This is a genomic window from Streptomyces sp. NPDC042002 (assembly GCF_055588305.1).
In genome coordinates, this window is record NZ_JBVJCT010000002.1 from 1 (window position 1) to 24546 (window position 24546).

At 71.4% G+C, this 24546-nt stretch carries 22 protein-coding genes; 7 read left to right on the plus strand and 15 right to left on the minus strand.

Annotated elements, in window-relative coordinates:
- Nucleotides 1–328 precede the first annotated feature (328 nt).
- Nucleotides 329–1699, plus strand: a complete 1371-nt coding sequence (locus ACZ6KY_RS02755; RefSeq protein WP_469308509.1) for a M14 family metallopeptidase — start codon at nucleotides 329–331, stop codon at nucleotides 1697–1699.
- 78 nt (nucleotides 1700–1777) lie between these two features.
- Here the strand turns inward: ACZ6KY_RS02755 and ACZ6KY_RS02760 are convergent, their stop codons facing one another.
- The 5 genes from ACZ6KY_RS02760 to ACZ6KY_RS02780 form a co-directional block, all read right to left on the minus strand.
- Complete coding sequence (locus ACZ6KY_RS02760; protein ID WP_469308510.1) at nucleotides 1778–2479, minus strand: hypothetical protein; 702 nt, start codon at nucleotides 2477–2479, stop codon at nucleotides 1778–1780.
- A 156-nt stretch (nucleotides 2480–2635) separates the two neighbouring features.
- Nucleotides 2636–4159 carry a GntP family permease gene (locus ACZ6KY_RS02765; protein WP_469308511.1) on the minus strand — a complete coding sequence of 508 codons (1524 nt, stop codon included), beginning with the start codon at nucleotides 4157–4159 and terminating at the stop codon, nucleotides 2636–2638.
- A 170-nt stretch (nucleotides 4160–4329) separates the two neighbouring features.
- The gene (locus ACZ6KY_RS02770; protein WP_469308512.1) at nucleotides 4330–4740 is read right to left on the minus strand and encodes a RidA family protein; all 411 of its coding nucleotides are present in this window, start codon (nucleotides 4738–4740) and stop codon (nucleotides 4330–4332) included.
- 7 nt (nucleotides 4741–4747) lie between these two features.
- Nucleotides 4748–5515: an IclR family transcriptional regulator gene (locus ACZ6KY_RS02775; RefSeq protein ID WP_469308513.1), complete on the minus strand. Its 768-nt coding sequence runs from the start codon at nucleotides 5513–5515 to the stop codon at nucleotides 4748–4750.
- On the minus strand, nucleotides 5512–6702 hold the full coding sequence (locus ACZ6KY_RS02780; RefSeq protein WP_469308514.1) for a sugar kinase: 1191 nt from the start codon (nucleotides 6700–6702) through the stop codon (nucleotides 5512–5514). The genes ACZ6KY_RS02775 and ACZ6KY_RS02780 overlap by 4 nt, the downstream gene beginning before the upstream one ends.
- A gap of 154 nt (nucleotides 6703–6856) precedes the next feature.
- Between ACZ6KY_RS02780 and ACZ6KY_RS02785 the strand changes: the two genes are divergently transcribed.
- Both ACZ6KY_RS02785 and ACZ6KY_RS02790 read left to right on the plus strand, forming a co-directional pair.
- Nucleotides 6857–8134: an amino acid deaminase gene (locus tag ACZ6KY_RS02785; RefSeq protein ID WP_469308515.1), complete on the plus strand. Its 1278-nt coding sequence runs from the start codon at nucleotides 6857–6859 to the stop codon at nucleotides 8132–8134.
- A gap of 42 nt (nucleotides 8135–8176) precedes the next feature.
- Nucleotides 8177–9805: an N-acyl-D-amino-acid deacylase family protein gene (locus tag ACZ6KY_RS02790; RefSeq protein ID WP_469308516.1), complete on the plus strand. Its 1629-nt coding sequence runs from the start codon at nucleotides 8177–8179 to the stop codon at nucleotides 9803–9805.
- A 20-nt stretch (nucleotides 9806–9825) separates the two neighbouring features.
- Here ACZ6KY_RS02790 and ACZ6KY_RS02795 read toward each other — a convergent pair whose 3' ends face one another.
- The 3 genes from ACZ6KY_RS02795 to ACZ6KY_RS02805 all read right to left on the minus strand — a co-directional run bounded on the left by ACZ6KY_RS02795 (nucleotide 9826) and on the right by ACZ6KY_RS02805 (nucleotide 13431).
- The gene (locus ACZ6KY_RS02795; protein WP_469308517.1) at nucleotides 9826–10725 is read right to left on the minus strand and encodes a S1 family peptidase; all 900 of its coding nucleotides are present in this window, start codon (nucleotides 10723–10725) and stop codon (nucleotides 9826–9828) included.
- Between the two features lie 137 nt (nucleotides 10726–10862).
- Nucleotides 10863–12671: a P-loop NTPase fold protein gene (locus ACZ6KY_RS02800; RefSeq protein WP_469308518.1), complete on the minus strand. Its 1809-nt coding sequence runs from the start codon at nucleotides 12669–12671 to the stop codon at nucleotides 10863–10865.
- Between the two features lie 46 nt (nucleotides 12672–12717).
- Nucleotides 12718–13431, minus strand: coding sequence for a hypothetical protein (locus ACZ6KY_RS02805; RefSeq protein ID WP_469308519.1), 714 nt, complete (start codon nucleotides 13429–13431; stop codon nucleotides 12718–12720).
- A 126-nt stretch (nucleotides 13432–13557) separates the two neighbouring features.
- On the opposite strand from ACZ6KY_RS02805, the gene ACZ6KY_RS02810 reads away from it, so the two are divergent.
- The 3 genes from ACZ6KY_RS02810 (at nucleotide 13558) to ACZ6KY_RS02820 (ending at nucleotide 15701) form a co-directional block, all read left to right on the plus strand.
- A complete protein-coding gene (locus ACZ6KY_RS02810) occupies nucleotides 13558–14769 on the plus strand; it encodes a pyridoxal phosphate-dependent aminotransferase (RefSeq protein ID WP_469308520.1) in 1212 nt (403 codons plus the stop codon).
- Nucleotides 14770–14893: 124 nt separating this feature from the next.
- Nucleotides 14894–15316 (plus strand): SCO4983 family protein, encoded by a 423-nt coding sequence (locus ACZ6KY_RS02815; RefSeq protein ID WP_469308521.1) that lies wholly within the window; start codon nucleotides 14894–14896, stop codon nucleotides 15314–15316.
- Between the two features lie 145 nt (nucleotides 15317–15461).
- Nucleotides 15462–15701, plus strand: coding sequence for a hypothetical protein (locus tag ACZ6KY_RS02820; RefSeq protein WP_469308522.1), 240 nt, complete (start codon nucleotides 15462–15464; stop codon nucleotides 15699–15701).
- 145 nt (nucleotides 15702–15846) lie between these two features.
- Here ACZ6KY_RS02820 and ACZ6KY_RS02825 read toward each other — a convergent pair whose 3' ends face one another.
- The 7 genes from ACZ6KY_RS02825 to ACZ6KY_RS02855 all read right to left on the minus strand — a co-directional run bounded on the left by ACZ6KY_RS02825 (nucleotide 15847) and on the right by ACZ6KY_RS02855 (nucleotide 23407).
- Nucleotides 15847–17007, minus strand: coding sequence for a hypothetical protein (locus ACZ6KY_RS02825; RefSeq protein ID WP_469308523.1), 1161 nt, complete (start codon nucleotides 17005–17007; stop codon nucleotides 15847–15849).
- Nucleotides 17004–17810, minus strand: a complete 807-nt coding sequence (locus ACZ6KY_RS02830) for a PP2C family serine/threonine-protein phosphatase (protein ID WP_469308524.1) — start codon at nucleotides 17808–17810, stop codon at nucleotides 17004–17006. Before ACZ6KY_RS02830 ends, ACZ6KY_RS02825 begins: the two co-directional genes overlap by 4 nt.
- Nucleotides 17811–17837: 27 nt before the next feature.
- A complete protein-coding gene (locus ACZ6KY_RS02835; protein WP_469308525.1) occupies nucleotides 17838–18599 on the minus strand; it encodes a vWA domain-containing protein in 762 nt (253 codons plus the stop codon).
- Between the two features lie 17 nt (nucleotides 18600–18616).
- On the minus strand, nucleotides 18617–19792 hold the full coding sequence (locus tag ACZ6KY_RS02840; protein ID WP_469308526.1) for a hypothetical protein: 1176 nt from the start codon (nucleotides 19790–19792) through the stop codon (nucleotides 18617–18619).
- Nucleotides 19793–19931: 139 nt separating this feature from the next.
- On the minus strand, nucleotides 19932–20396 hold the full coding sequence (locus tag ACZ6KY_RS02845; protein ID WP_469308527.1) for a hypothetical protein: 465 nt from the start codon (nucleotides 20394–20396) through the stop codon (nucleotides 19932–19934).
- A complete protein-coding gene (locus tag ACZ6KY_RS02850; protein ID WP_469308528.1) occupies nucleotides 20383–21345 on the minus strand; it encodes a serine/threonine-protein kinase in 963 nt (320 codons plus the stop codon). Before ACZ6KY_RS02850 ends, ACZ6KY_RS02845 begins: the two co-directional genes overlap by 14 nt.
- 244 nt (nucleotides 21346–21589) lie before the next feature.
- A complete protein-coding gene (locus ACZ6KY_RS02855; RefSeq protein ID WP_469308529.1) occupies nucleotides 21590–23407 on the minus strand; it encodes a phosphoenolpyruvate carboxykinase (GTP) in 1818 nt (605 codons plus the stop codon).
- A gap of 324 nt (nucleotides 23408–23731) precedes the next feature.
- Between ACZ6KY_RS02855 and trhA the strand changes: the two genes are divergently transcribed.
- The gene (gene trhA / locus ACZ6KY_RS02860; RefSeq protein ID WP_469308530.1) at nucleotides 23732–24445 is read left to right on the plus strand and encodes a PAQR family membrane homeostasis protein TrhA; all 714 of its coding nucleotides are present in this window, start codon (nucleotides 23732–23734) and stop codon (nucleotides 24443–24445) included.
- Nucleotides 24446–24546: the final 101 nt, after the last annotated feature.

The following is a 24546-nucleotide window of genomic DNA, read 5'->3' on the forward strand; positions in this document are numbered from 1 at the left end:
CCCCCCCCCCCCCCCCCCCCCCCCCCCCCCCCCCCCCCCCCCCCCCCCCCCCCCCCCCCCCCCCCCCCCCCCCCCCCCCCCCCCCCCCCCCCCGGTGCCGTTGCGCGCGGCGGACGCGGCCGATGCCGCTCGGCGGGGGGCGGGTTCGGCGCCTCTCGGCGCGGCCGATTCCCGCCGACGCCTCTTTGTCGTCTCTTGACCTGCTCATGCCAGAACCCTCACCATGAGCGCCACACCCGCACCAGGCACGTCACCTTGAGCCACTCCCCAGCTCCACTCCCCCACAATTCCGGAGATCCCGGGATTACCGGAGAAACAAGGAGACACCATGCGATTTCGCCCACGCGGCAGCGCACGTGCCGACGGCAGGGGCAGAGGCGGCCGACGCTCCGCCGCCCTGGCCGTCCTCGCCGCGCTCGCCCTCGCGGCTCCCCTGACCGCCACCGCCACCGACGCCACGGCGAGCGGGGCCAGGGCTCTTCGGCCCTCGCCCGACGACGTCAGGCAGTACGAGATCCACCAGAGCTCGACCCCCGCGTCCCGTACGGAGATCCAGCGGTCGGGCGTCACCGTGGACGAGGCCGACGAGGAGACCGTGGTCGTCTCGGGCCGCGCCGACCAGATCGCCACGCTGCGCCGACAGGGCTACGACGTCTCGCTGTTGGGCTCCGCGCCCGACCGTGCCGCCTCCGCCGGCGACGTGCGCCTCTTCGACTTCCCGACGGCGGACTCGAAGTACCACAACTACGCGGAGATGAACGCGGAGATCGACCAGCGGCTCGCGGCCTACCCGAGCATCATGAGCAAGAAGGTGATCGGCAAGTCGTATCAGGGCCGGGACATCGTCGCCATCAAGGTCAGCGACAACGTCGCCACCGACGAGAGCGAGCCCGAGGTCCTGCTCACCTTCCACCAGCACGCCCGCGAGCACCTCACGGTCGAGATGGCGCTGTACCTGCTGCGCGAACTCGGGGCCGGCTACGGCAGCGACTCCCGTGTCACCGACATGGTGAACAACCGCGAGATCTGGATCGTCCCGGACCTCAACCCGGACGGCGGCGAGTACGACATCGCGAGCGGCTCCTACCGCTCGTGGCGCAAGAACCGCCAGCCCAACTCCGGCTCCTCGTACGTCGGTACGGACCTGAACCGCAACTGGAACTACAAGTTCGGCTGCTGCGGCGGCTCTTCGGGGTCCACGTCCTCCGAGACCTACCGCGGCGCGTCGGCCGAGTCGGCGCCCGAGGTGAAGGTGGTCGCCGACTTCGTGCGCGGCCGGGTCGTCGGCGGGAAGCAGCAGATCACCGCCGGGATCGACTTCCACACCTACAGCGAGCTGGTGCTGTGGCCGTTCGGGTACACCACCTCCGACACGGCGACGGGGATGACGGCGGACGACGCCAACGCCTTCAAGGCCGTCGGCCAGAAGATGGCCGCGAGCAACGGCTACACGGCCGAGCAGTCCAGTGATCTGTACATCACGGACGGCTCGATCGACGACTATCTCTGGGGCACCCAGAAGATCTTCGACTTCACCTTCGAGATGTACCCGACGTCCAGTTCCGGCGGCGGCTTCTATCCGCCCGACGAGGTCATCGAGCGGGAGACGTCCCGCAACCGGGACGCGGTGCTCCAGCTCCTGGAGAACGCCGACTGCATGTACCGGTCCATCGGCAAGGCGGCGCAGTACTGCGCCTAGGCCCCACACCGGCCCATCCGGCAGGTGACCGGGGATCCGCGCGCCCTTCGTGACCGGGCGCGCGGATTCCCGTACGGCCTAAGGCTTTTCGGCCGCGTTCTCGCTCTCGGCCTCGACCTCGTCGTCCTCGGACACGTCGGTTGCCTCGGACTCCTCCGCCGCCTCGGACGCGGCGACGGACGTGACGTCGTCGGCATCCCCGGTGGACTCGATGGCCTCGGCGTCCTCACCGTCCTCGAAGTAGGCGTCCAGGACGGCGTCGAGCTGCTCCTCCCACTCCTTGAAGCGTGCTCGGGCGTTCGCCTCGATCTCTATCGGATACCAGCGGCGCTCCGGCGTGTGCACCGTGATGGTGAACCGCTTGCCGAAGCGCGGCGACTCCGTCTCGACGGCGCCGATCTCGTCCCAGCGGAACTCCGCCTCCTGGTCGTCCAGGCGCAGCCGGACTCCGCTGTGGTCGGCCTTGATCGAGGCACGCCGGTCGGAGGCCTCGAAGACGGGACCGTCGGGGGCGGGGCCGGTTTCCGGGTCGGTCCCGGACTCCGTCTCCGTCCCGGCGTCGGTCTCCTCCTCGGGCACGGACTCCTCCGGGGTCTCGGCGGCGGGCGCCTCGTCGGACGCCGCGTCGTCGGAGACCGTCTCGTCGGAGACGGTCCCCTCGGACTCCACGACCGCGTCCTTCGGCTCCGCCGGCACGGGTGACGTAAGCCCGGGGATGTACGCCGGGTTCACCGCGGCGGCGTCCAGGGGCTGGCTCTTCGAACCTATGCGCTGCTCCACAGCGGGAAGTATGGTCGAAGATCCTGTGCCGGACACAGTCAGCCCCTACTTAGCGATGCCTCTGTTACACGAAGAGACTCATCGCGGCTGTACGAAGCGGCCGGCGGTCGCTGTACGAGGACGCCGACCGCGGCCGCACGAGGACGCCTGCCACGACTAGACGAAGACGCTGACCACCGCGGCCACGGCGAACCCCGCGACGGACAGCACCGACTCCAGGACGGTCCAGGTCCTGAGGGTGTCGCGCTCGCTGATGCCGAAGTACTTGGCCACCATCCAGAAGCCGCCGTCGTTGACGTGCGAGGCGAAGATGGAGCCCGCCGAGATCGCCATGATGACCAGGGCGACGAACGCCTGGGAGTGGTGGCCCTCGACGAGCAGCGGCGCGACGATGCCGGCCGTGGTGACGATCGCGACCGTCGCCGAACCCTGGGCGACCCGCAGGACCAGGGAGATCAGATAGGCCAGGACGATCACCGGGAGGCCGACGTCGTTGAAGGTGTCCGAGAGGGCCTGGGCGACTCCGCTCGCCTTCAGCACGGCGCCGAAGACACCGCCCGCGCCGACCACCAGGAGGATGTTGCCGACCGGCTTGAGGGACGAAGTCGACACCTTTTCCAGGGACTTGCGGGACCAGCCGCGCCGGATGCCGAGCAGGTAGTAGGCGAGGAGCAGGGCGATCGTGAGGGCGACGAACGGGCTGCCGAAGAACTCGATGACCGAGCGCGGGGTGGAGGGGTCGAGGGCGATCGAGGAGAAGGTGGCGGCGAGGATCAGCACCAGCGGCGTACCGATGATGCCGAGGACCGTGCCGAGCGGCACCGGCTTCTCCCGCGGCTCGGCGCCGTCCCCCGGGCTGTCGGCCTCACCCGGCAAGGGGGCACCCGCGCCCCGCTGTTCCTCGATGACGGCCCGCTTGGCCTCGGCCGCGGCCTCGACCATGTCCTGCGGTACGGGGACGAAGATCCGCTTGCCGATCCAGGCGGCGTAGACCCAGGCGGCCAGCACGGCGGGGACGCCGCAGACGATGCCCATGAGGATGACCCAGCCGAGCTGGACGTGCAGCAGTCCCGCGGCGGCGACCGGGCCGGGGTGCGGCGGCAGGAAGGCGTGGGTCATCGACAGACCGGCGAGCAGCGGCAGACAGTAGAGCAGGATCGACTTGCCGGACCGCTTGGCGGCGGCGTAGACGAGTGGCGCGAGGACGAAGATGCCGACGTCGAAGAAGACCGGGATGCCGAAGATCAGGCCGGTCAGGCCCATGGCGAGCGGGGCCCTCTTCTCCCCGAAGAGGTTGAGCAGCCGGGAGGCCAGCACCTCGGCGCCGCCGCTGACTTCGAGGATCGCGCCGAGCATCGTGCCGAGGCCGATGATGATCGCGACATGGCCGAGGATGCCGCCCATGCCGGTCTCGATGACCGACACGGCGGTGGACCGCTGGACCGTGCCGAACAGCTCCGTCACCGAGAGTCCGGCGGAGAGGCCGACGGCTATGGAGACGGCGAGCAGGGCGACGAACGGCTGGAGCCTGACCTTCATGATCAGGAAGAGCAGGAGCGCGATGCCGAGGGCGGCGACCGTGAGCAGTCCGGCTGTGCCGTCGAGAAGGAGCAGGAGACCACCGGTGTGCGGTGGTGTCTCCGGGGCCGGTGCTGTCGCGGCGAGCGGATACGACGACATGTCGGGAGGCCTCGTTTTCGTGGGTCCACAGAGCTTTCGGGCAGGGCGGATCGCGGTGCGGCACCCCGGGTTCCGCGGGTGCCGCACCGTGACGTCGTACGCGGTGCGGGAGTTGCGCGGGCGTGGGCCCGGAGGAGCGGTGTGCGGGGCAGGGGCCCGCACGGGCGACGTCAGCCGAGAACGGCGAGCACGTCGATCTCGACGAGGAGTCCGGCCGGCAGTCCGACGTAGACCGTCGTGCGGGCGGCGGGGGGCGCGGTGAGGCCCTGGTCCTCGAAGTACTGGTTGTAGATCTCGTTCATCTCGGCGAAGTGGCCGGTGTCCGTGAGGTAGACGCGGATCATCATCGCGTCGTCCCAGCCGGAGCCGCCCTCTTCGAGGATGGCCTTGACGTTGGCGAGGGTCTGGAGGGTCTGCTCGCGCAGGGTCGGTCCGGCGGGCGTCGGGGGCCTGCCCTCCTCGGCGGGCAGGAAGCCGACCTGGCCGGCGACCTGGAGGATGTTCCCCTTCCGCACACCGTGGGAGAACCTCGCGGGCGGGGCGGTGTGGGTCGAGGGGGTGAGGGCGATCTTGTCGGTCATGCGGTGATCATTTCTTCGGGTCTTCCTTCGTGGGGGCTTTGCCGGAGTAGTCGTGGCTGATGGCGTCCGCCGTACGGCGTACCAGCGGGAGCAGGGCGAGGAGTTCCTCGGCGGTGACGACGACGTTGGGCGCGGAGACCGACATGGCGGCGGCGACGCGTCCGTCGGCGCCGCGGACGGGGGCGGCCACGCAGTTGATGGATTCCTCGTGGCCGCCGAGGTCGGTGGCCCAGCCCTGTTCGCGCACCGCCGCCAACTCCTTCAGGAAGGCGGGGGCGTTGGGGGTCGAACGGGCCGTGTACATGGGGTAGTCGAGCTTGTCGGCGACGGCGCGGCGCTCGGCCTCGGGCAGATCGGCGAGGAGGAGTTTGGCCACCGCCGCGACGGTGATGGCGACGGGTCTGCCGATCCGCGAGTACATGCGCACCGGGTAGCGGCTCTCCACCTTGTCGATGTAGAGCACCTCGTTCTCCTCGTACACGGCGAGGTGGACGGTGTGTCCGCAGTTCTCGTTGAGGCGGACGAGGTGGGGGTGGGCGATCTCGCGGACGTCGAGGTTCTCGACGGCCTCCTGGGCGAGGGCGAAGAGCCGGGCGCCGAGGCGGTAGCGCTGGTCGGACTGGCGGTACACCAGGCCGTGTTCGTGCAGGGTGCGCAGCAGGCGGAGCGCCGTGGACTTGTGGACGCCGAGGCGGTCGGCGACCTGCCCGAGGTCGGCGGGGCCCTCGGCGAGCAGCGGCAGGATGCTCAGCGCTCGGTCGACGGTCTGGCTCATGGCGTACGTTCCTCCTCCGCGGCCCGTGCGTCGGCTTCGGTCCAGCCGGGGCCGAGACGAAGTGTCTCCCAGGCACGGTCGCCGAGAGCGGCCAGCCGGTCGGCGTGCCCTCGGGCGGGCGGCTCGGCGAGGTCGCCCGGCACGGTGAGGGCGGCGGCGGCCATCAGGTGGCCGTGCCGCAGCCGGTCGCGGACGGGAAGCCCGCGCAGGGTGGCGGAGAGGAATCCGGCGGCGAAGGCGTCCCCGGCGCCGACGGCCGCGACGACGTCGACCCGCAGCGCGCGGACGAAGGTGGCCGTGCCGACGGCTTCCCCGGTCCCCCGGGTGTCGTCCTGAGCCCCCCGGGCGGCGCCCTCGCTCCCGCCGGCGGTGTCCCTCGCCCCCTCGGCGGTGGCCGTCCCGCCGTCGGCGTTCTTGTCGAACGCGACCGCTCCGCCCTTGCCGTACTTGACGACCAGGACGGCCGGTTCGGGCAGCGCGTCGCGGATCGCGCGGGCCCCGCGCAGCCCCCAGGCCGCGCGGGCCTCGTCGTCCCCGACGAAGACGATGTCCGCGCCGCGCGCGAGGTCGAGCAGCACGCGGGGACCTTCGGGGGCACGCCACAGTCCCGGGCGGTGGTTGACGTCGAAGGAGACGAGGGGGCGGCCGGGCCGGGGGGCGGTCAGTTCGCGCATCAGGGCCAGACAGCCGTCGGACAGTGCGGCGGTGATGCCGGACAGGTGCAGCAGGCGGCCGGACCGGGCGGCTGCCAGGTCCACGTTGTGCGCGGTCATCGCGGAGGCGGCGGATCCGGCGCGGTAGTAGGCGACTTCGTGGGCGTCGGTCGCCCGGTCGCCCGCGGTGCGGAAGTAGACGCCGGTCGGGCGGTCGGGGTCGCGGCGTACGGCGGAAGTGTCGACGCCGTACGCGGTGATCGCCTCCACCAGGTGGTCGCCGAACCCGTCGGCGCCGACCCTGCCGACCCAGCGGGCGGAGTGACCGGCGCGGGCGAGCACGCAGGCCACGTTCGACTCGGCGCCGCCGATGCCCCGCTCGAAGGAGGGCACGTCGGCGAGGCGTCCGGCCCGGGTGGGCAGAAAGGTGACCATGGACTCGCCGAGCGCCACCAGGTCGACGGTGCCGGTGTCGGTGTCGACATCGATGTCGGCGTCGGGGGACGCGGCACCTGCGGGTCCGTTGCTGGTCACGGCGGTCGGGGCTCCTCGCTCTGGCGGCCGACGGCGGCGAACGGCACCGTTGACCCTGCGTTGGCTGGGATGTTAGACAGCAGTAAGCGACATACGCAATGAGCGTTGCACATGATGCAACGCAACTCGTCAACACGCAGACCCAGGAGGCCCCATGAGCGCCGACACCGCCGCCGAACCGCTGGCCGCTCTCGCGGCGGAGCGCGTCGACCACCGTTTCAAGGGCCTGCCTCCGGACGCGGACGGGCTGAGCGTCGGCGAGCTGGCCGCCCAGCGCCGCAACCTCTTCACGGACGGCTTCACCACCCCCGTCCTCGCCCTCTCCGCCGAGCGCCTGGCCCACAACCTCGAACTCATGGAGACGTACGCCACCCGGCACGGCCTCGCCTTCGCCCCGCACGGCAAGACGTCCATGGCGCCTCAGCTGTTCTGGCGGCAGATCGAGCACGGCGCCTGGGGCATCACCCTCGCGGTCCCCCACCAGGTGCGGGTGGCCCGGGAGTTCGGCATCGACCGGATCTTCCTCGCGAACGAACTCGTCGACCCCGCGGCCCTGCGCTGGATCGCCGCCGAGCTGGCCGGGGACCCGGACTTCCAGTTCGTCTGTTACGTCGACTCGGTGCGCGGTGTGGAGCTGATGGACGCCGCGCTGGGCGGGAGCGCCCGCCCGGTGGACGTCGTCGTCGAACTCGCCGCCGGCGAGGGCGCCCGTACCGGCGTGCGTACGGAGGAGGAGTGCGCGGCGGTCGCGGACGCGGTGGCCGCGACGGCGACGCTCCGGCTGGCCGGTGTCGCGGGGTACGAGGGCGAGGTCCCGGACGCGAACCCCGAGCGGGTGCACGCCTGGCTGCGGCGGCTGACGGCGCTCGCGGCTGCCTTCGACGGCGCCGGGCGGTTCAAGGGCCTGGACACGATCGTCGTCAGCGCGGGTGGCAGCGCCTGGTTCGACGCGGTCGCCGACGTCTTCGCGGAGATCCCCGAACTCTCGCTTCCCGTGCTGAAGTTGCTGCGTTCGGGCGCGTACGTCTCGCACGACGACGGCCACTACCGGAAGCTGACCCCCTTCACCCGCGTCCCGGAGGAGGGCGCCCTGCACCCGGCGTTCCGCCTCTGGTCGCAGGTCGTCTCCCGGCCCTCCCCCGGGCAGGCCTTCACCAACGCCGGCAAGCGGGACGCGGCCTACGACCTCGGCCTGCCGTTCGCCCAGGTGGTGCGCCGGGACGGCGAGGAGCGCCCCGCGGCCGGTATCGAGGTCAGCGGGCTCTCCGACCAGCACGCGTGGCTGCGTACGGCTCCCGGGGCGGACCTGGAGGTCGGCGACTGGTTCGGCATGGGCCTGTCCCATCCGTGCACGTCCTTCGACAAGTGGCAGCTGATCCCGCTGGTCGAGGCGGACGGCACGGTCGTCGACTACATCCGCACGTTCTTCTAGTCGATTACGTCCGCACGTTCCTCCAGGGTCGGGAGACACCCCATGGATCACGCCGATCTCGTCCTCCAGGACGTGGACGTCGCCGACGGCAGTGGCGCCCCCGCGTACCGCGCCGACGTGGCCGTCAAGGGCGGCCGGATCGTCGCGATCGTCCAGGAGGCCGCGGCGGCCGGCTGCCAACGGCCGCGCGGCACAAGGGAGCTGGACGCCGAGGGGCTCGTCCTCGCCCCCGGCTTCATCGACATGCACGCGCACAGCGACCTAGCGCTGCTGCGGGACCCGGACCACAGCGCGAAGGCCGCCCAGGGCGTGACCCTCGAAGTCATCGGCCAGGACGGCCTGTCGTACGCGCCGGTCGACGACCGTACGCTCGCCGAGGTCCGCCGGACGATCACCGGCTGGAACGGCCACGGCGACGACATCGACTTCACCTGGCGCTCCGTGGGCGAGTACCTGGACCGGCTCGACCACGGCTTCGACGGCGAGGGCATCGCGGTGAACGCCGCCTACCTCGTCCCGCAGGGCACCGTCCGGATGCTCGCCGTCGGCTGGGAGGACCGCGAGGCGACCCCCCAGGAGCTGGACCGCATGCGGCAGTTGGTGGCGGACGGACTGCGGGAGGGCGCGGTCGGCCTGTCCTCGGGACTGACGTACACCCCCGGGATGTACGCCCGGGACGCCGAACTCACCGCCCTGTGCCAGGTGGTGGCGGAGCACGGCGGCTACTACTGCCCGCATCACCGCTCGTACGGGGCGGGCGCCCTGAAGGCGTACGAGGAGATGGTGACCCTCGCGCGCGAGGCCGGCTGTCCGCTCCATCTCGCCCACGCCACCATGAACTTCGGCGTGAACGAGGGCAAGGCGCCGGACCTCCTCGCCCTGCTGGACAAGGCGCTGGCGGAGGGCGCGGACATCACCCTCGACACCTATCCGTACACCCCGGGGTGCACCACCCTGGTGGCGATGCTGCCGAGCTGGGCGGGCGAGGGCGGCCCCGAGGCGGTTCTCGCGCGGCTGCGGGACGACACGACCGCCGAGCGCGTCCGGCACCACATGGAGGTCGTGGGCGCGGACGGCTGCCACGGCGTTCCCATCGCGTGGGACACGATCGAGATCTCGGGGGTCAGCGACCCCGGCCTCGGCCCGTACGTGGGCCGGACCGTCCAGGAATCCGCCGGCCTGCGCGGCGAGGCCCCCTGGACCACCGCCCGGCGGCTGCTCATCGAGGACCGGCTCGGCCCGACGATCCTGCAGCACGTCGGCCACGAGGAGAACGTCCGGGCGATCATGCGGCACCGGGTACACACCGGCGGCTCCGACGGCATCCTGCGCGGCGACAAGCCGCACCCGCGCGCGTACGGCACCTTCCCGCACTATCTCGGCCGGTACGTACGGGAGTTGGGCGTCCTCTCGCTGGAGGAGTGCGTCGCCCATCTGACCGGCCGCCCGGCCGCCCGGCTGCGGCTGCCCGACCGCGGTCTCGTCCGCGAGGGGTACCGCGCCGACCTGGTCCTCTTCGACCCGGCGACGGTCGCGGCGGGTTCGACCTTCGCGGCGCCGCGCACCCTGCCGTCCGGCATCCCGCACGTCCTGGTCGACGGCCGTTTCGTCGTGGAGGACGGGCGCAGGACGGACGTCCTGGCGGGACGGACGGTCCGCCGTACGACGTGACCGCCCGCCCTCCCGCGGTCCTACGGCTTGGGCAGGACGCACCCGGTCGCGCTCAGGTTCAGCTTGTTGCCGGTCGTGAAGCAGGCCGGGATCTGGTAGGTCTCCTCGGCGTAGTTGATGCCCTCGTGGACGGTGACGTTGCCGTTCGCGTCGACCTCGCACGGGTTGTCCACCGTGCAGGTCTCACCGTCCTCGTTGCCGGTGTTGTTGACGGCGACGACCTTGCCGGTCGACTGGTCGATGACCGGCGAGCCCGAGGTGCCGCCGATCGTGTTGCAGGCGGAGGTGTAGCGGACCGAGTCCTTCCAGGTCCAGTCCCCCTCCTTGAGGCGGTACACGAACCCGTCGATGCTGCAGCTGTAGAGACGCTTCCAGTAGCCGGAGGCCACCGTGATGGCGGTGCCGGCGGTCGGGTGCGTGTCCTGCACGGTCAGCGCGCTGATGCCGTACGAGCTCTTGATGGTCGCGTACGTGCTGGTGAGCTGGTAGATCGTGATGTCGGTGTCGGTCATCGTCGAGTACGCGACCTTGCTCGCGCGCAGGGTCGCGACCTTGGTGCCCGCCGAGTTCAGCAGACCGAAGGTCCGGCTGGACGACTGGCCGACGATCACCTCACCGGGGTCCGGGAAGCCGGTCTCCAGGCAGTGGCCGTTGGAGAGCACGAGCGCCGGGTCGGTGTCCGCCGAGTTGGGGAAGCGGATGACCGAGCCGGAGCAGTTGCTGAGCGCGACGGTCCCGGCGAGGTTGACGGCCTGGAGGGTGGGCGCCGCCGCCTTGGTGCCCGCCGCGGTGTCCGTCGTGACGGCGGAAGCCGAGTGGGAAGCGAGTGCCGACTGTGGAGCGGGTGCCGCGACCGCGGGTGCCGCGCCCGCCCCGGCCAGTACCAGGGCGAACAGAGCGGCGACGAGAGGCTTTCTCATGTGGGGGTCCCCTCTTGCGACTTGGGGCGACCGAAGGTCATCCGGTCACCTTCTGCTGACCGGAGGTCTTCCGGTCATCTGTTTGTCATGTGCATTGTGAGGGGGGAGGGAAAGGTGAACAAGGAGCCGTTTTCGGCCTAAGGGGCGGAAACCTCGTACGCCTCCTCGGCGTAGCGGAAGAGCAGCGCGCCGCTCGTGGCGACCTTCGCGTCGAGCGCCGCGGCGCGGGCTTCGCGGTTCGGGGTGGTGCGGCTGGTGAAGAAGACGGCGGGCCCGGGATACCGCCCGCTCTCCCGCCAGCGGCCCAGATCGTCGAGCCCCGCCTCCCGGTCCAGTCCGCGCTGCACGTCGGAGATGAGCAGGTCGATCCGGGTGACGCCGAGGACGTGCTCGGCGCGGTCCCGGTCCGTGGCCACCCAGACGCGGGCGCCCTGCGCCTCCAGCAGCTCGGTGAACTGGGTGTTGCGCTCGGGGTGGTCGTCGATCCAGAGGACCCGCATGCCGGAGTACGGCATACCGGTGTACGACGTCCCGTTGTACGGCGTCCCCGTGTACGGCGGGCGGGCGCCGCCCGGCTGCACGGACGAACCGGGCTCCGGTGTTCCGTCCGGAGGATCCGGCGCGAGCCGGGGCGCCCCCCGCTGCAACTGCCCCACCATGTCGTCCACCTCGGTGAGCGCCATCAGCTCCTCGATGAGCCGGACGAAGTTCGGGTCGAGTGCCAACTCCGCGAAACCGGTGGGCAGATGCTCCTCCAGACGGGCGAGCAGCGTGCCCCAGTCCTCGGGCCGGTCCGGCTCCGGCGCGACCAGGTCGTACGCGAGCAGACAGCTCACCGCGACCGGCCAGGCCCCCTCCGCGGGCTGGGCGAACGGCTGGCTCAGCACCCGCCGGGTCGCGCGGTAGCGGAGGAACTCCCGGGCCGCGTGCACATCGGCGCCGTCGCGGGCGAGCAGCACCCGGTAGAAGTCGGGGTACAGCTGCTGGAGCAGCAGGACCCGGATCACCGCCTCCGAACTGAACGACTCCCAGACGGGGTTGAGCGCGCACTCCAGGCCGAAGCCGTTGATGAGCCGCTTGATCCGGCGCGGGTTGCGGGCGGAGCGCAGGGCGATCAGCTCGGCGAGGTGGTCGCCGAGCAGATCCCGGATGCCGGAACGCTCCGCGCACCGGTCGACGTACGCGCGGACCTCGGCGACGGCCGGGACCGGCACCCGGTAGCTCGTCTGGAAGATCTTCTCCATGAACGCCGACCCGGCCGGCGACAGATCCCGCAGCAGCCCGCTCGGTCCCAGCGCGGAGCGGTCGCACCCGATGACGAAGGCGAGCCCCGGAACGTCCAGGTACACCTTCACCGCCTCGCACACCGCGAGCACGGTCTCCTCGGAGCAGCGGTCGAGGTCGTCGACGAAGACGACGAGCAGACGCCGGGTGTCGAACGACGTGGACCCGGCCCAGTCCGCCGTGACGCGGCGCAGTGCGTCGCGCATGGCGTTGCGGGACCGGGCGTCGATGGAGAGGTCCCGCCAGAGCCGGTCGACGAGGGCGGCGGCCCCGAAGAACGCGGCGCCGAACGTCAGCACCACCCGGATCCAGCTGATGAGCGCCCGCTGCCCCGAGACCCGGCGCGCCGCCCGCAACAGCACCCGCCGGTCGAACCGCATCAGGACCGACTTGATCAGACCTTCGAGTGCGTCGGCGCCCGTCGAGGTCCAGGCGTTGTACCAGACGGTGTGGACGCCCGCCCTGACACGTAACTCGGCGTCCACGAGCCGCATCAGACTGCTCTTGCCCATGCCCCAGCCGGCGTCCACCGCGAGGGTGAGCGGGGTCGCGGCGCGCGAGTCGTGGAGCAGTCCGGCGAGTTCGCGGGCGGCCCGTCCGGTGCCCAGCAGATCGTCACCCGGCCCGGCCACCGGCTCGTCGTTCAACAGCGAGAATTCCATGCCCTGCCTCCCCCTTGCGGCAGGGCCAACCTACTGGGGCCGGCGGCTAGCGGGGCCGGTCTCCGCCGTGACCGTGCCCGTGCCTGTGCCCGCCGGTGCCGGACGTCGCCGAGGCGGTCGGCGTGGTCGGGGTGGACGGGTCGGCCGGGGTGGGGGCGGCGGAGGTCGCGGGCGCGGTGGAGGCGGAGGGCGCGGGGTCGGTGGAAGCACCCGGCGTCGTGACGGCGCCCGAGGTCGTGGGCGCACCCGGGGAGGCGGCGCCCGCGCTGCCGGAGGGGGCGCTCGATACGGCGGCCGGCTCCGACGCCGACGCCGACGCCGAGGTGGTGGCCGGCGGGGCGGCCAACGGCTGTGCCGAAGAGGCGGCGGTCGACCCGCCGTCCGGCTGTGCGGGTCCGGTGGCGAGGTGCGCGGGCCCGGCCGTCCGCACGGGCGTGCCGCCCGGTTCCCCGGACACCCCGGAGTCGAACACGCCCGCGACGGCGACACCGAGGACGACGACTCCCGCCGCGCCCCCGGCCACGGCGAGCCGCCGGGCCAGCCGGGCCCGCCGGTGGCGTACCAGCCGCGCGCGCCGCCCCGCCGGGACACCGGGCACGACGGCCAGGACGCCGGTGTCGTCGCCGTCCGTGTACGCCTTGCGCCAGCCGTGCGCCTCGGCCGGATCGGCGTACGTCTCGTAGGCCAAAGGCGTGGCCTCGTCGCTCTGCGGGAGGTACACCGTCGGCCGGGGTTCGGGACCTCCGGGCTGCCAGGACATGATCGCGCATTCTAGGTACCACCAGCGCTTTCGGCGCAGCCGGCGGACAAAGACGCTCGAACCACCACGTCTCACGTGGTGAAGAACACGCCCCGGCGCGCGTTACGCGGCCGTAAGCTCACGGACATGCAGGTGATCCAGTCCACGAAGCTCGCCAACGTCTGCTACGAGATCCGGGGTCCGGTTCTTGAGGAGGCGATGCGGCTCGAAGCGGCCGGTCACCGCATCCTCAAGCTCAACACGGGCAACCCGGCCGCCTTCGGGTTCGAGTGTCCGCCCGAGATCCTCGAGGACATCCTCCGCAACGTCTCCTCGGCGCACGGCTACGGCGACGCCAAGGGCCTGCTCGCCGCCCGCCGCGCGGTCGTGATGCACAACCAGACCCTCGGCATCGAGACGGACGTCGACCACGTCTTCATCGGCAACGGCGTCTCCGAGCTCATCGTGATGGCGATGCAGGGCCTGCTGGACGACGGCGACGAGGTCCTCGTACCGGCCCCGGACTACCCCTTGTGGACCGCCGCGGTCTCCCTGTCCGGCGGCACCGCCGTCCACTACCGCTGCGACGAGCAGTCCGACTGGATGCCGGACCTCGCGGACGTGGAGCGGAAGGTCACCGACCGCACCAAGGCGATCGTCATCATCAACCCGAACAACCCGACCGGCGCGGTCTACGACGACGAGATGCTCCGGGGACTCACCGACATCGCCCGGCGCCACAACCTGCTGGTCTGCTCCGACGAGATCTACGACAAGATCCTCTACGACGGCGCCACGCACACCGCGACCGCCAAGATCGCCCCGGATCTGCTCACCCTCACCTTCAACGGCATGTCGAAGGCGTACCGGGTGGCGGGCTACCGCGTCGGATGGATGTCCGTCTCGGGGCCGCGCGCGCACGCCTCCTCCTACATCGAGGGCCTGACGATCCTCGCGAACATGCGGCTGTGCGCGAACATGCCGGGACAGCACGGAGTGGTGGCGGCGCTCAGCGGACGGCAGACGATCAACGAGCTGGTCCTGCCGGGCGGACGCCTGAAGGAGCAGCGGGACATCGCGCACGAGCTGCTGACGCGGATCCCGGGTGTGACCTGCGTGAAGCCGAAGGGGGCGCTGTATCTCTTCCCGCGCCTCGACCCGAAGGTCTTCAAGATCAAGGACGACCGGCAGATGGTGCTCGACCTGCTGCGCCGCGAGAAGATCATGGTCGTCCAGGGCACGGGCTTCAACTGGCCCGAGGCGGACCACTTCCGGGTGGTCACCCTGCCGACGGTCGCGGATCTGACGGACGCGGTGACCCGGATCGGCACGTTCCTGGACGGCTACGGCCAGCCGTGACACCCGAGGGGGACACGCGGTGCGCTCACCCTGCGTACGCGCCGTGCCCCATTGCGCGAACCGCCTCAACTTTAGACGAGATCCAAGCTAGGATGGCTTCCTGTCAGGCACAGGAGGCCATCCCATGTACGAACCGATCCGCACGAAGTCGGTCCACACGATGGCCGGCGCCCCCTCCTCCGACTTTCCCCACCGGTCGCGCGAGGAGGAGCTGGACATCCAGCTCGCCGGTCACCTCGCGGCCCTGCTCGCCGTCACGGACGAGATCCGCGCGCTCGCGCCGTCCGCCGACCTGGACACCGGCGCCGAACGGCTCACCGAACAGGTGACCCGGCTGCGCGGCGGCTCCGCACCGGTCCGCGCCCCGGCGGCCGACGCGCCCCGCGCGTCCCACCTCGTGACCCTCCACCGGCGTGCCCACGCCCTCGCGGGCCGCGCCCTCGTCGTGGCGGCCTCCCGCGCCGACACGGCCGCGGCGATCCTCTCCGCCGAGCGCATGGACGCTCACGCACAGGCCGTCGAACCCCGCGAGCTGGCCACCCGCTGAGCCCCGGGCTCCCCGAGCCCGAGGCCCCCGCACGGCCCCGGTCCGCGCGCTTCCCAAGCGACGCGCGGACCGGGTGCCACACTCACCGCGTCCGCCCCGCACAGCCCGGCCGGGTCGCCGAGGTCCCCGCCAGGACCCGGAAGGCGTGCACGCCCTGTCCCGCGCCGTACGGCAGGACATCCCCGAGGCGGTCGACACCTTCGTCCGCACCCGGTGGTGGACCCGGCCGGCCCCCGGCACCGAACCGCCGGAGCGCCACCTGGAGCGTCGACTCACCCTGCTGCACGAGGAGTCGGACCGGCTCGCGGCGGCCCTGCGGGAGACGGAGGCCCGGCGCCAGGAGTCGCACACGCGCTACCTGGAGGACCGCGGCCGCTCGCAGTGAGGGCATACGCCGTTCCCGGACGACCGCGACCCTGCGGCGGGCCGCGGACGACCGTGGCGGGTCGCGGCGACAGCGGGCGGGGCGGCTCGCGGCGGCCGAGGGCCGCTCCCACTCCCGTTCCCTCCCGTTCCCGCGGCGACGCGGCTCACGCGTTCGCCGCGATCACCACCAGGATCACGACCACCAGGATCAGCAGCGCCACCTTCAGCGCGGTGGGCCACGGCTCGCCCGGCGTCGGCGGCTGCGGCGGCGCGCCCGGCACCGGCACCGCCGCCGGCCCGTTGAACACGTCGTGCCCGGTGAGCGCCGCCCGGGCGCACCAGGGGCACGAGGTCAGATGCGAGCCGAACGCGTGCAGCGGGCGGCTCGGGCAGACCCGTACCAGCGTGCGCTCCTTGTCCAGGGCGCGCAGCCAGGCCTCCGCCGGGGGCCGGGTGGCGGGATCGTGCACACCGGGGCCGAAGGCGGAGCGGGCCAGCTCCAGGAGTCCGGGCGGGAGCACGGAGGGGTCGATGGTGCCGCGCGGGATGACGACCCGCTCGGGGCGCACGACGTAGGAGCAGCTCGCGGCGATGTTGTCCTTGACGGTCGACTCGGAGGCGCTGTCGTGCGGGACGCCGCCGAAGGGGTGGTTGCCCGCGGTCAGCAGCTGGTAGACGAGGACCGCGAGGGCGAACTCGTCGGTGGCGCGGGTGGCGGGACCGCCGGCCTGCCGCTCGGGGGACGAGTAGTCGGTGGTGTGCATCAGACAGGGGAAGAGTTCCCCGGTCACCGGGTCGTTGAAGGCGATGGAGTCGCAGTCGAGGAAGGTGACGAAGCCGTTGGCGTCGACGACGACGTTGCTGCTGGAGAAGTCGCCGATGACGAGATTGTCGTAGTGCATACGGGCGGTCATGAAGGCGAGGTTCCAGGCGACGCCGACCAGAAAGCGCCAGTCGGCGCGGTCGGCGAAGAGCTTGAGGCGCTGGGCACGGGTGAACAGGCCGATGAGCTGCACGTGCTGGGGTTCACCGAAGCGGCGCATGGCGTAGCCGAGGAACTCGCCCCGCGCGCCGCGGGCGAGGGCGGTCGGCCAGGCCAGCTCGGGCGGCTGGGAGGCGTCGGTGGGGCGGGTCACGAGCGGGGACATCGTCAGCATCCGCATCAGCCGCCGCTCCTGTTCGGGGCCCGGCGGTTCGCGGTACAGCTTGACGACGATGCCGTCGTCGCCGACGACCGGGAAGACGGCCGCCTGGCCGCCGCCCTTCAGGGGCAGTTCGGCGAGGGTGACCGGCTTGCCGTCCAGGAACACGGTGAGGCCGCTCATGGCCGCGCCTTGAGCACGGCCCGCAGCAGGGTCTTGTCGTCGGCGTTCAGGGCGGTGAGCCGGTCCGAGCGGAGCAGGGTCCCGAGCCCTTCGTGGGCGCTCGCGGTCACCGGACCGGGAACGTCGAGGGAGCGGAACACGGCTTCGGCGAACGACGTGTTCGGGGACAGCGCGCCGCCTCCGGCACGGTTGAGCGCGGCCTGCGCCAGTCCGTCGGTGGACAGCAGCACCCCGTCGATCCCGTCGTCGGACACACAGTCGGTGTGCACCCAGCGGGCCGCGTCGGGCGAGGTGAGGAAGACCGTCTCGTTGCTGTACTCGCTGGCCGCCGCCGGCTGCGGCAGCAGATGGAACTGCCGCTCACCGTCCTCCGTACCGGCCCGCAGGACGACGAAGCCGTCGCCCACGGACAGATGGCCGAGCCAGCCGCGCGCGAGCACGACCACGGTGAGCGTGGTCGCGAAGTCCGCCGCGTCGGCGCCCGTCCGGTCCAGGAACACCTTGCAGACGTCGTGGAAGGCGTCCTCCAGCAGTTCGTGCACGGCCTGGCCGGGACGGCGGTCCGCCGCTGTCGCGGCCCGGCGCGCGAAATGCTCGGCGGCCAGGTCCACCGCGAGCCGCGCCCCCTCCTCGGAGCGCGGTCGGCTGCCCGCGCCGTCGGCGACCGCGAGGACCGCCACGGACGCCGACACCGTGTAGGCGCAGGCGTCCTGGCAGGGCAGCCCCTGGCGGCGGTGCCGGTATCCCTCGACGCTCATTCCGTGGACCCGCCACGGCGTCTCCCGCTCGTCCACTGCGGTCATCAGTCAGGAATCCCATCCGGTCGTCGGTCACGATTCCCAGGCCGGGCGCTGCGTCTTGAACTGGCTGAAGATCTTCTCGAAGACCTCGTCGCCCGCGCCCTTCTGCTCGGCGTTGGCACTCGCGGACATCATCTGGAGCAGCTCGCGGAACGGGAATCCCTGCAACCGGGCGTTGAACTTCGGCGCGAACGACCGGAGCACCTGCTCGCCCCGGTCCGTGATGCCTCCGACGCCGATCGCGTACAGCCGGAAGCGTCGGGCGCGCTGTTCGTCGGCGAGCACCGGGATCAACCGCTGCCAGGAGTCGGTGAGATGGCCCGTGGCGTCGGTCGGCAGTCCGTCGGTCACCAGACAGATCTGCGGCCGGTAGTACTGGAGTCCGGAGGCGCGCAGTTCGGCCTTGCGGGCGGCGACGATGTGCATCGACAGTTCGAGCGCCTCGGTCATCAGGGTGACCCCGGCGGCGGCGAGCTGCGGCGGCTGGAACATGTGCGCCGGCACGAAGGGGCTCACCGGGGCGCGCGGGGCCAGGAGTTGGGGCCCGCGCCAGGCGGCGACGCCCTGGCCGCCGAAGGTGACCAGGGCGACCTCGACGCTGTAGCTGAGGCTGACGTCGTCGTGCAGTTCCCGGGTCCACTCCGCGAGCGCGTTGTTGAGCGTCTGGATGGGCTGACCCGCCATGGAGCTGGAGATGTCGAGGCAGAGCACGAGCGGCAGCCGCTGCGCGTTGTTCTCGAACTCGATGTCGGCGTACTCCGCCGGCAGGGTGGGCGGGTATTCGCTGTGCATGGGGATCTCTCCTGGTCTCAGGGCCGGTCGGCTTCGGCGTGCCGTCCGGCCGTCGGCGGGAAGGCGTAGAGGACGTCGGAGTCCCGCTCCCCCGCCTCGGTGACATCGACGAGCCCGCCGGGCGCGGGCGGCGGGCGGCCCGGCTCGGCCCACACCGCCCGGTACAGCACGTGGCCGATCTCGACATAGCCCTGCGGGTGCAGTTCGGTGCGTACGACGGCGGGCCGGGCGGGGCCGGGTACGTTGCCCACCCGGCGCCCGTGGCCGCGGGGCGTCGGCGTGACCCGGAGCCGGGTGGTGGCCTCGTCGGGGGCCCGGGTGCGCGGGCGGGGCGCCGCGGCCACGGGTACGGCGCCGACGCCCGGCACGGCGAGCGCCCGGCGGGACAGGGTGCCGACGGCGACGGCACGGGCGGAGCGGCGGATCAGGAAGAGGAGCAGGCCGAGGAGCAGGACGAGCACGGCGCAGAGGACGGCGAGCACCTGGGTGGCGGTGTCCCAGCCGGAACCGGCGCCCGCGTCGGCACCGGTACCGGACCCTCCGCCGGAGCCGCCGACGTTCCCGGTCTCCTGACCCTGGCTCCGCCCCTTGCCTTGTCCCTGACCTTGCCCTTGCCCCTGGCCCTGGTCTTGTCCCTGGCCCGCCTTGCCGGAGGCGGTCTCGCCGGTGGGGTTCGAGTTGGCGGACGACCCGCCCTGGGAGCCGGACACGGCGTACGTGTGCCGGGAGAGGTCGGCGGCCAGGCCCAGGCCGACGAGGTCGCCGCCGCTCAGCGAACGGCCCTTGCCGAGCCGGGCGCACGGGTCCTTCTCGTTCTTGGGGTCGCAGGCCCCGAGGGTGGCCAGCTCGTTCACGGTCTCGGGCTTCAGCGGGTCGATGGTGGCGTCGTTCGCGACGAGCCTGGCCGTCCGGTTAGCCAGCAGGAGGAGCGCCGTTCCGCCCTGTCCGGTGTGGGCGCCCCGCGGCACCTCGACCACGAGCCTCGCGCGCCGGTCCAGCAGGGTCTGCTCGAAGCCCTTGCGGCTCCCTGCCCTGCCGTCGAACTTCACGGCCTGGTCGAGGGTGACGTGAACCGTTCCCTCGCCGATCCACCGGGACCAGCACCTGAGGTGATCCTCGAAGGTCGCGCCGCACGGCTCGCCGGCCGCCGCGGGCACCGCCGGAGCGAGCCCGACCAGGAGTCCGGAAAGCATGATGAAGGAAAGCCGGCGCCGCATGAAGACCCCCCGTGGCCCAAAGAAAACACCCCCGTGGCCCTGAAAGGCACTCGCCCATAGTGGCGGAAAACGGCGGGCGTCCGAAAGGGTTTGAGGAACGCGGCGGACATCACTTCTACAACTCGAACACCTGATGGCATCGGGTGAACATCTGTCTCGCCCGTTCCACCCAATCGCTGGCCAAAGCATCGAAATCTGTTTGCGTCATACGACAGGTCAGCGGAAGGTCGCACACGCCGGCGAGACAGGGACGCGGCCCCCGTACGTCCCATACGGACAGCATGGGACGGAGTTGTTCGGTGTTCCACGCGTTCGACGCGGCCGCGGCGACGGCCAGTTGGTCCTGGCGCAGGAAATGCCCGTCGGTCGCGAAAGCGACCAGCAGTCTCTTGGTCGTCATGAATCGGACGGTGACCGTCCGGCCCGTCTCCTCCAGGTCGAATCGCATGGAGACGGAAACGGTGTCGGTCGCCGTGTGGAAATTCCGTCCGGCCACCCAGTTCTGCACCAACTGACGCCAGTGCGTGCCGATTTCGAGAATTTCATGGCCACGGCCGGGAAAGGAGTCAGGCGTCGCCACGGCCCACCGCCTCGGCGACCATCGCGTCGGTCAGCCCGGCGTCGAGGAGCGCCTGGGCGTGCGACAGCAGACAGGAGGGCACGGACACGCTGGTGCTCTCCTTGCGGCGCTTCATCAGATCCTGGGTGCGCGCCTTGATGCTGTGGGCCACCGTGGGCGGTGGCCAGACGGTCTGCCGGGGTTCCTCTTCCAGCAACCCGGCCAGGAGTTCGTCCGGTCGGGGCCGGTCCTCGGGCCGCTTCGCCAGACAGCGCGCGACCAGTTCCCGCATCGGCCCGTGGATGCCGTCGAGTTCGGGTTCGGCGAGGACGACCCGGTAGCGCACCGCTTCTCCGCTGCCGTGCGGCGGCCGTCCGGTGAGCGCGTACACCAGGACCCCGCCGAGCGAGAAGACGTCGCTCGGCGGGCCCACCACGGCCCCCTTGATCTGCTCGGGCGACATGAAGGGCGGGGTGCCGACGACGACGCCGACCTGGGTGAGGCCCGGGGCTCCGTCCACGCGGGAGATCCCGAAGTCGATGACGCGCGGACCGTCGGAGGCGAGGAGCACGTTCGCCGGCTTGAGGTCCCGGTGCACCACGCGGGCCGCGTGGATGGCCTGGAGCGCCTCGACCAGGCCCGCGCCGAGCCGTCGTACCTGCGGCTCGGGCAGTGGCCCGTCGGTGTGGACCGCCTCGGCGAGCGAGGGGCCGGGCACGTACAGCGTGGCCAGCCAGGGCAGTTCGGCCTCGGTGTCGGCGTCGACGACGGCCGCGGTGTAGGCGCCGCTGACCACGCGTGCCGCCGCGACCTCGCGCGCGAAGCGCTCCCGGAACTCGCCCTGCGCGGCCAGTTCGGGCCGCACCACCTTCACCGCGACCTCGCGCCCGGCGGGCGAGCGGCCGAGATACACCCATCCCATGCCACCGGAGCCGAGCCGGCCCACGATGCGGTACGGACCGATCTTCATGGGGTCACTGACAGGCGTACGCACCCCGCCCACCTCATTTCGGGGTCCACGGCTGGATGTCAGGAGTGTCCCTCGAAATCCGCGCTTTTTCAGCCGTTCCGGAACCGGCGGGACGGAGGGGACGAAAAAGGCCGGGGCCCCGCACAGATGTGCGTGAGCCCCGGCGGGGCGCTGTCACCGCGGCCGACCGCCACAACGGTCGCAGGTCAGGGCAACTCGGTCGGCCGCGGAGTAACAGGGGCCGTCAGCCCAGGCGCTGCACCAGGGCGCGGTACTCGTCCCACAGCTCCTTCGGCGTGTGCTCGCCGAAGGTGTTGAGGTGCTCGGGGACCAGGGCGGCCTCCTCGCGCCAGACCTCCTTGTCGACCGTGAGCAGGAAGTCGAGGTCGGTGTCCGCCAGTCCGAGACCGTCGGTGTCGAGGGCCTCGCGGGTCGGCAGGACGCCGATCGGGGTCTCGACGCCGTCGGCCTTGCCGTCGAGGCGCTCGACGATCCACTTCAGGACACGGCTGTTCTCGCCGAAGCCGGGCCACACGAACTTGCCCGCGTCGTTCTTGCGGAACCAGTTCACGTAGTAGATCTTCGGGAGCTTCGCCTGGTCCTTGTCCTTGGCGACGTCGACCCAGTGCCCCATGTAGTCGCCCATGTTGTAACCGCAGAACGGCAGCATGGCGAAGGGGTCGCGGCGCAGCTCGCCGACCTTGCCCTCGGCGGCGGCGGTCTTCTCGGAGGCGACGTTCGCGCCGAGGAAGACACCGTGGTTCCAGTCGAAGGACTCCGTCACCAGCGGTACGGCCGTGGCACGGCGGCCGCCGAAGAGGATCGCCGAGATCGGCACGCCCTTGGGGTCCTCCCACTCGGGCGCGATGATCGGGCACTGCGAGGCGGGCGTCGTGAAGCGGGCGTTCGGGTGCGCGGCGGGCGTGGCGGACTCCGGCGTCCAGTCGTTGCCCTTCCAGTCGGTCAGGTGTGCCGGAGTCTCCTCCGTCATGCCCTCCCACCAGATGTCGTTGTCGTCGGTGAGCGCGACGTTGGTGAAGACGGAGTTGCCCCACAGCGTCTTCATCGCGTTGGCGTTGGTGTGCTCACCGGTGCCGGGGGCGACACCGAAGAAGCCGGCCTCGGGGTTGATCGCGTACAGCTGGCCGTCCTCGCCGAAGCGCATCCAGGCGATGTCGTCGCCGATGGTCTCGACCGTCCAGCCCGAGATCGTGGGCTCCAGCATGGCGAGGTTGGTCTTGCCGCAGGCGCTCGGGAAGGCGGCGGCGACGTACTTCGACTCGCCGTGCGGCGGGGTCAGCTTGAGGATCAGCATGTGCTCGGCGAGCCAGCCCTCGTCGCGTGCCATCACGGACGCTATGCGCAGGGCGTAGCACTTCTTGCCGAGGAGCGCGTTGCCGCCGTAGCCGGAGCCGTACGACCAGATCTCGCGGGTCTCGGGGAAGTGCGAGATGTACTTCGTGGAGTTGCACGGCCACGGCACGTCGGCCTCGCCCTCGGCCAGCGGCGCTCCGAGCGTGTGCACCGCACGCACGAAGAAACCGTCGGTGCCGAGTTCGTCCAGGACGGGCTGCCCCATACGCGTCATGGTGCGCATGGACACGGCGACGTAGGCGGAGTCGGTGATCTCGACGCCGATCGCGGAGAGGTCCGAGCCGAGCGGGCCCATGCAGAACGGGACGACGTACATCGTCCGGCCCTTCATCGAACCGCGGAAGACGCCCTGCTCACCGGAGAAGATGTCCCGCATCTCGGCGGGGGCCTTCCAGTGGTTGGTCGGGCCCGCGTCCTCCTCCTTCTCGGAGCAGATGAACGTCCGGTCCTCGACCCGCGCGACATCGGTCGGGTCGGAAGCGGCGTAGTACGAGTTGGGGCGCTTGATCGGGTCGAGCTTCTTGAAGGTGCCCTTGCGGACGAGCTCCTCGCTCAGTCGCTCGTACTCGGCCTCGGATCCGTCACACCAGACCACACTGTCCGGCTCGGTCAGTTCGGCGATCTCGTTGACCCACGAGATCAGTTCTTTGTGGTTGGTCGGGACGGGAGCCGCGATGTCGCGCGCCACGATTGCTCCTAAATGAGGGGTTTTGTTGTCATGCCCCGTGGGGGCTGCGGCCCGGATGCTTCACGGTGATTGAACCCCTGGCGCTCATCCGGTGCCGACCGCACTCATTTGATGATCCGACTGAGTCGCGCATATGTCCAGAGGGCCTCACACCTGAGCGGAGTGAGGATCGCCACTAGCCGGAAGGTTTCCCCCCCGCTCGCCCCGGGTTCACCGCGAGTACCCCGACGGCACCCGCCGACCGCGTGAGATCATGACCACTATTGCGGTTCGCTTACGCGGGATTGACACGTAACTTACGGTTCCGTAGGTACGATTCGGCCCATGACTGCGTCCGTCCCCGACGCGCCCACGGACACGCCGGCCGCCGGCCACGTCTCTGTCGCGCACTCCCTGTCGGAAGAGATCAAGCCCAAGCTCCGCGGCTGGCTGCACCTCGGCATGTTCCCGGCCGCCCTCGTCTCCGGACTGGTCCTCACCGCCCTGGCGGACTCGACCCGCGGCCGCATCGCCTGCGGAGTCTTCGCCCTGACGGCCTGCCTCCTGTTCGGGGTGAGCGCCCTCTACCACCGTGGTGACTGGAGTCCGCGGATGGACGGCATCCTGCGCAGACTCGACCACGCGAACATCTTCCTGATCATCGCGGGCACCTACACGCCGCTGACCATGCTGCTGCTGCCGGAGGCCAAGGGGCAGTGGCTCCTGTGGAGCATCTGGGCCGCCGCGGCGGCGGGCATCGTCTTCCGGGTGTTCTGGGTCGGCGCGCCGCGCTGGCTCTACACGCCCTGCTACATCGCGATGGGCTGGGCGGCCGTCTTCTTCCTGCCCGACTTCATGCGCACGGGCGGCATCGCCGTCCTCGTCCTGGTCATCGTCGGCGGCCTGCTCTACAGCGCGGGCGGGGTGATCTACGGGATCAAGCGGCCCAACCCGTCACCGCGCTGGTTCGGATTCCACGAGGTCTTCCACTCCCTGACCCTGGCCGCGTTCATCGTGCACTACGTCGGCATCTCCCTGGTGGCCTACCAGCACGGCTGACCGTTCTCCCCGAACTCCCCCACCTCCCGCCTCTTCAGTGGCCGCGGCTCCCGAGCCGCGGCCACCGCGCGTTCACGGCCGTCGAGCGTTTCCGGCCCGAC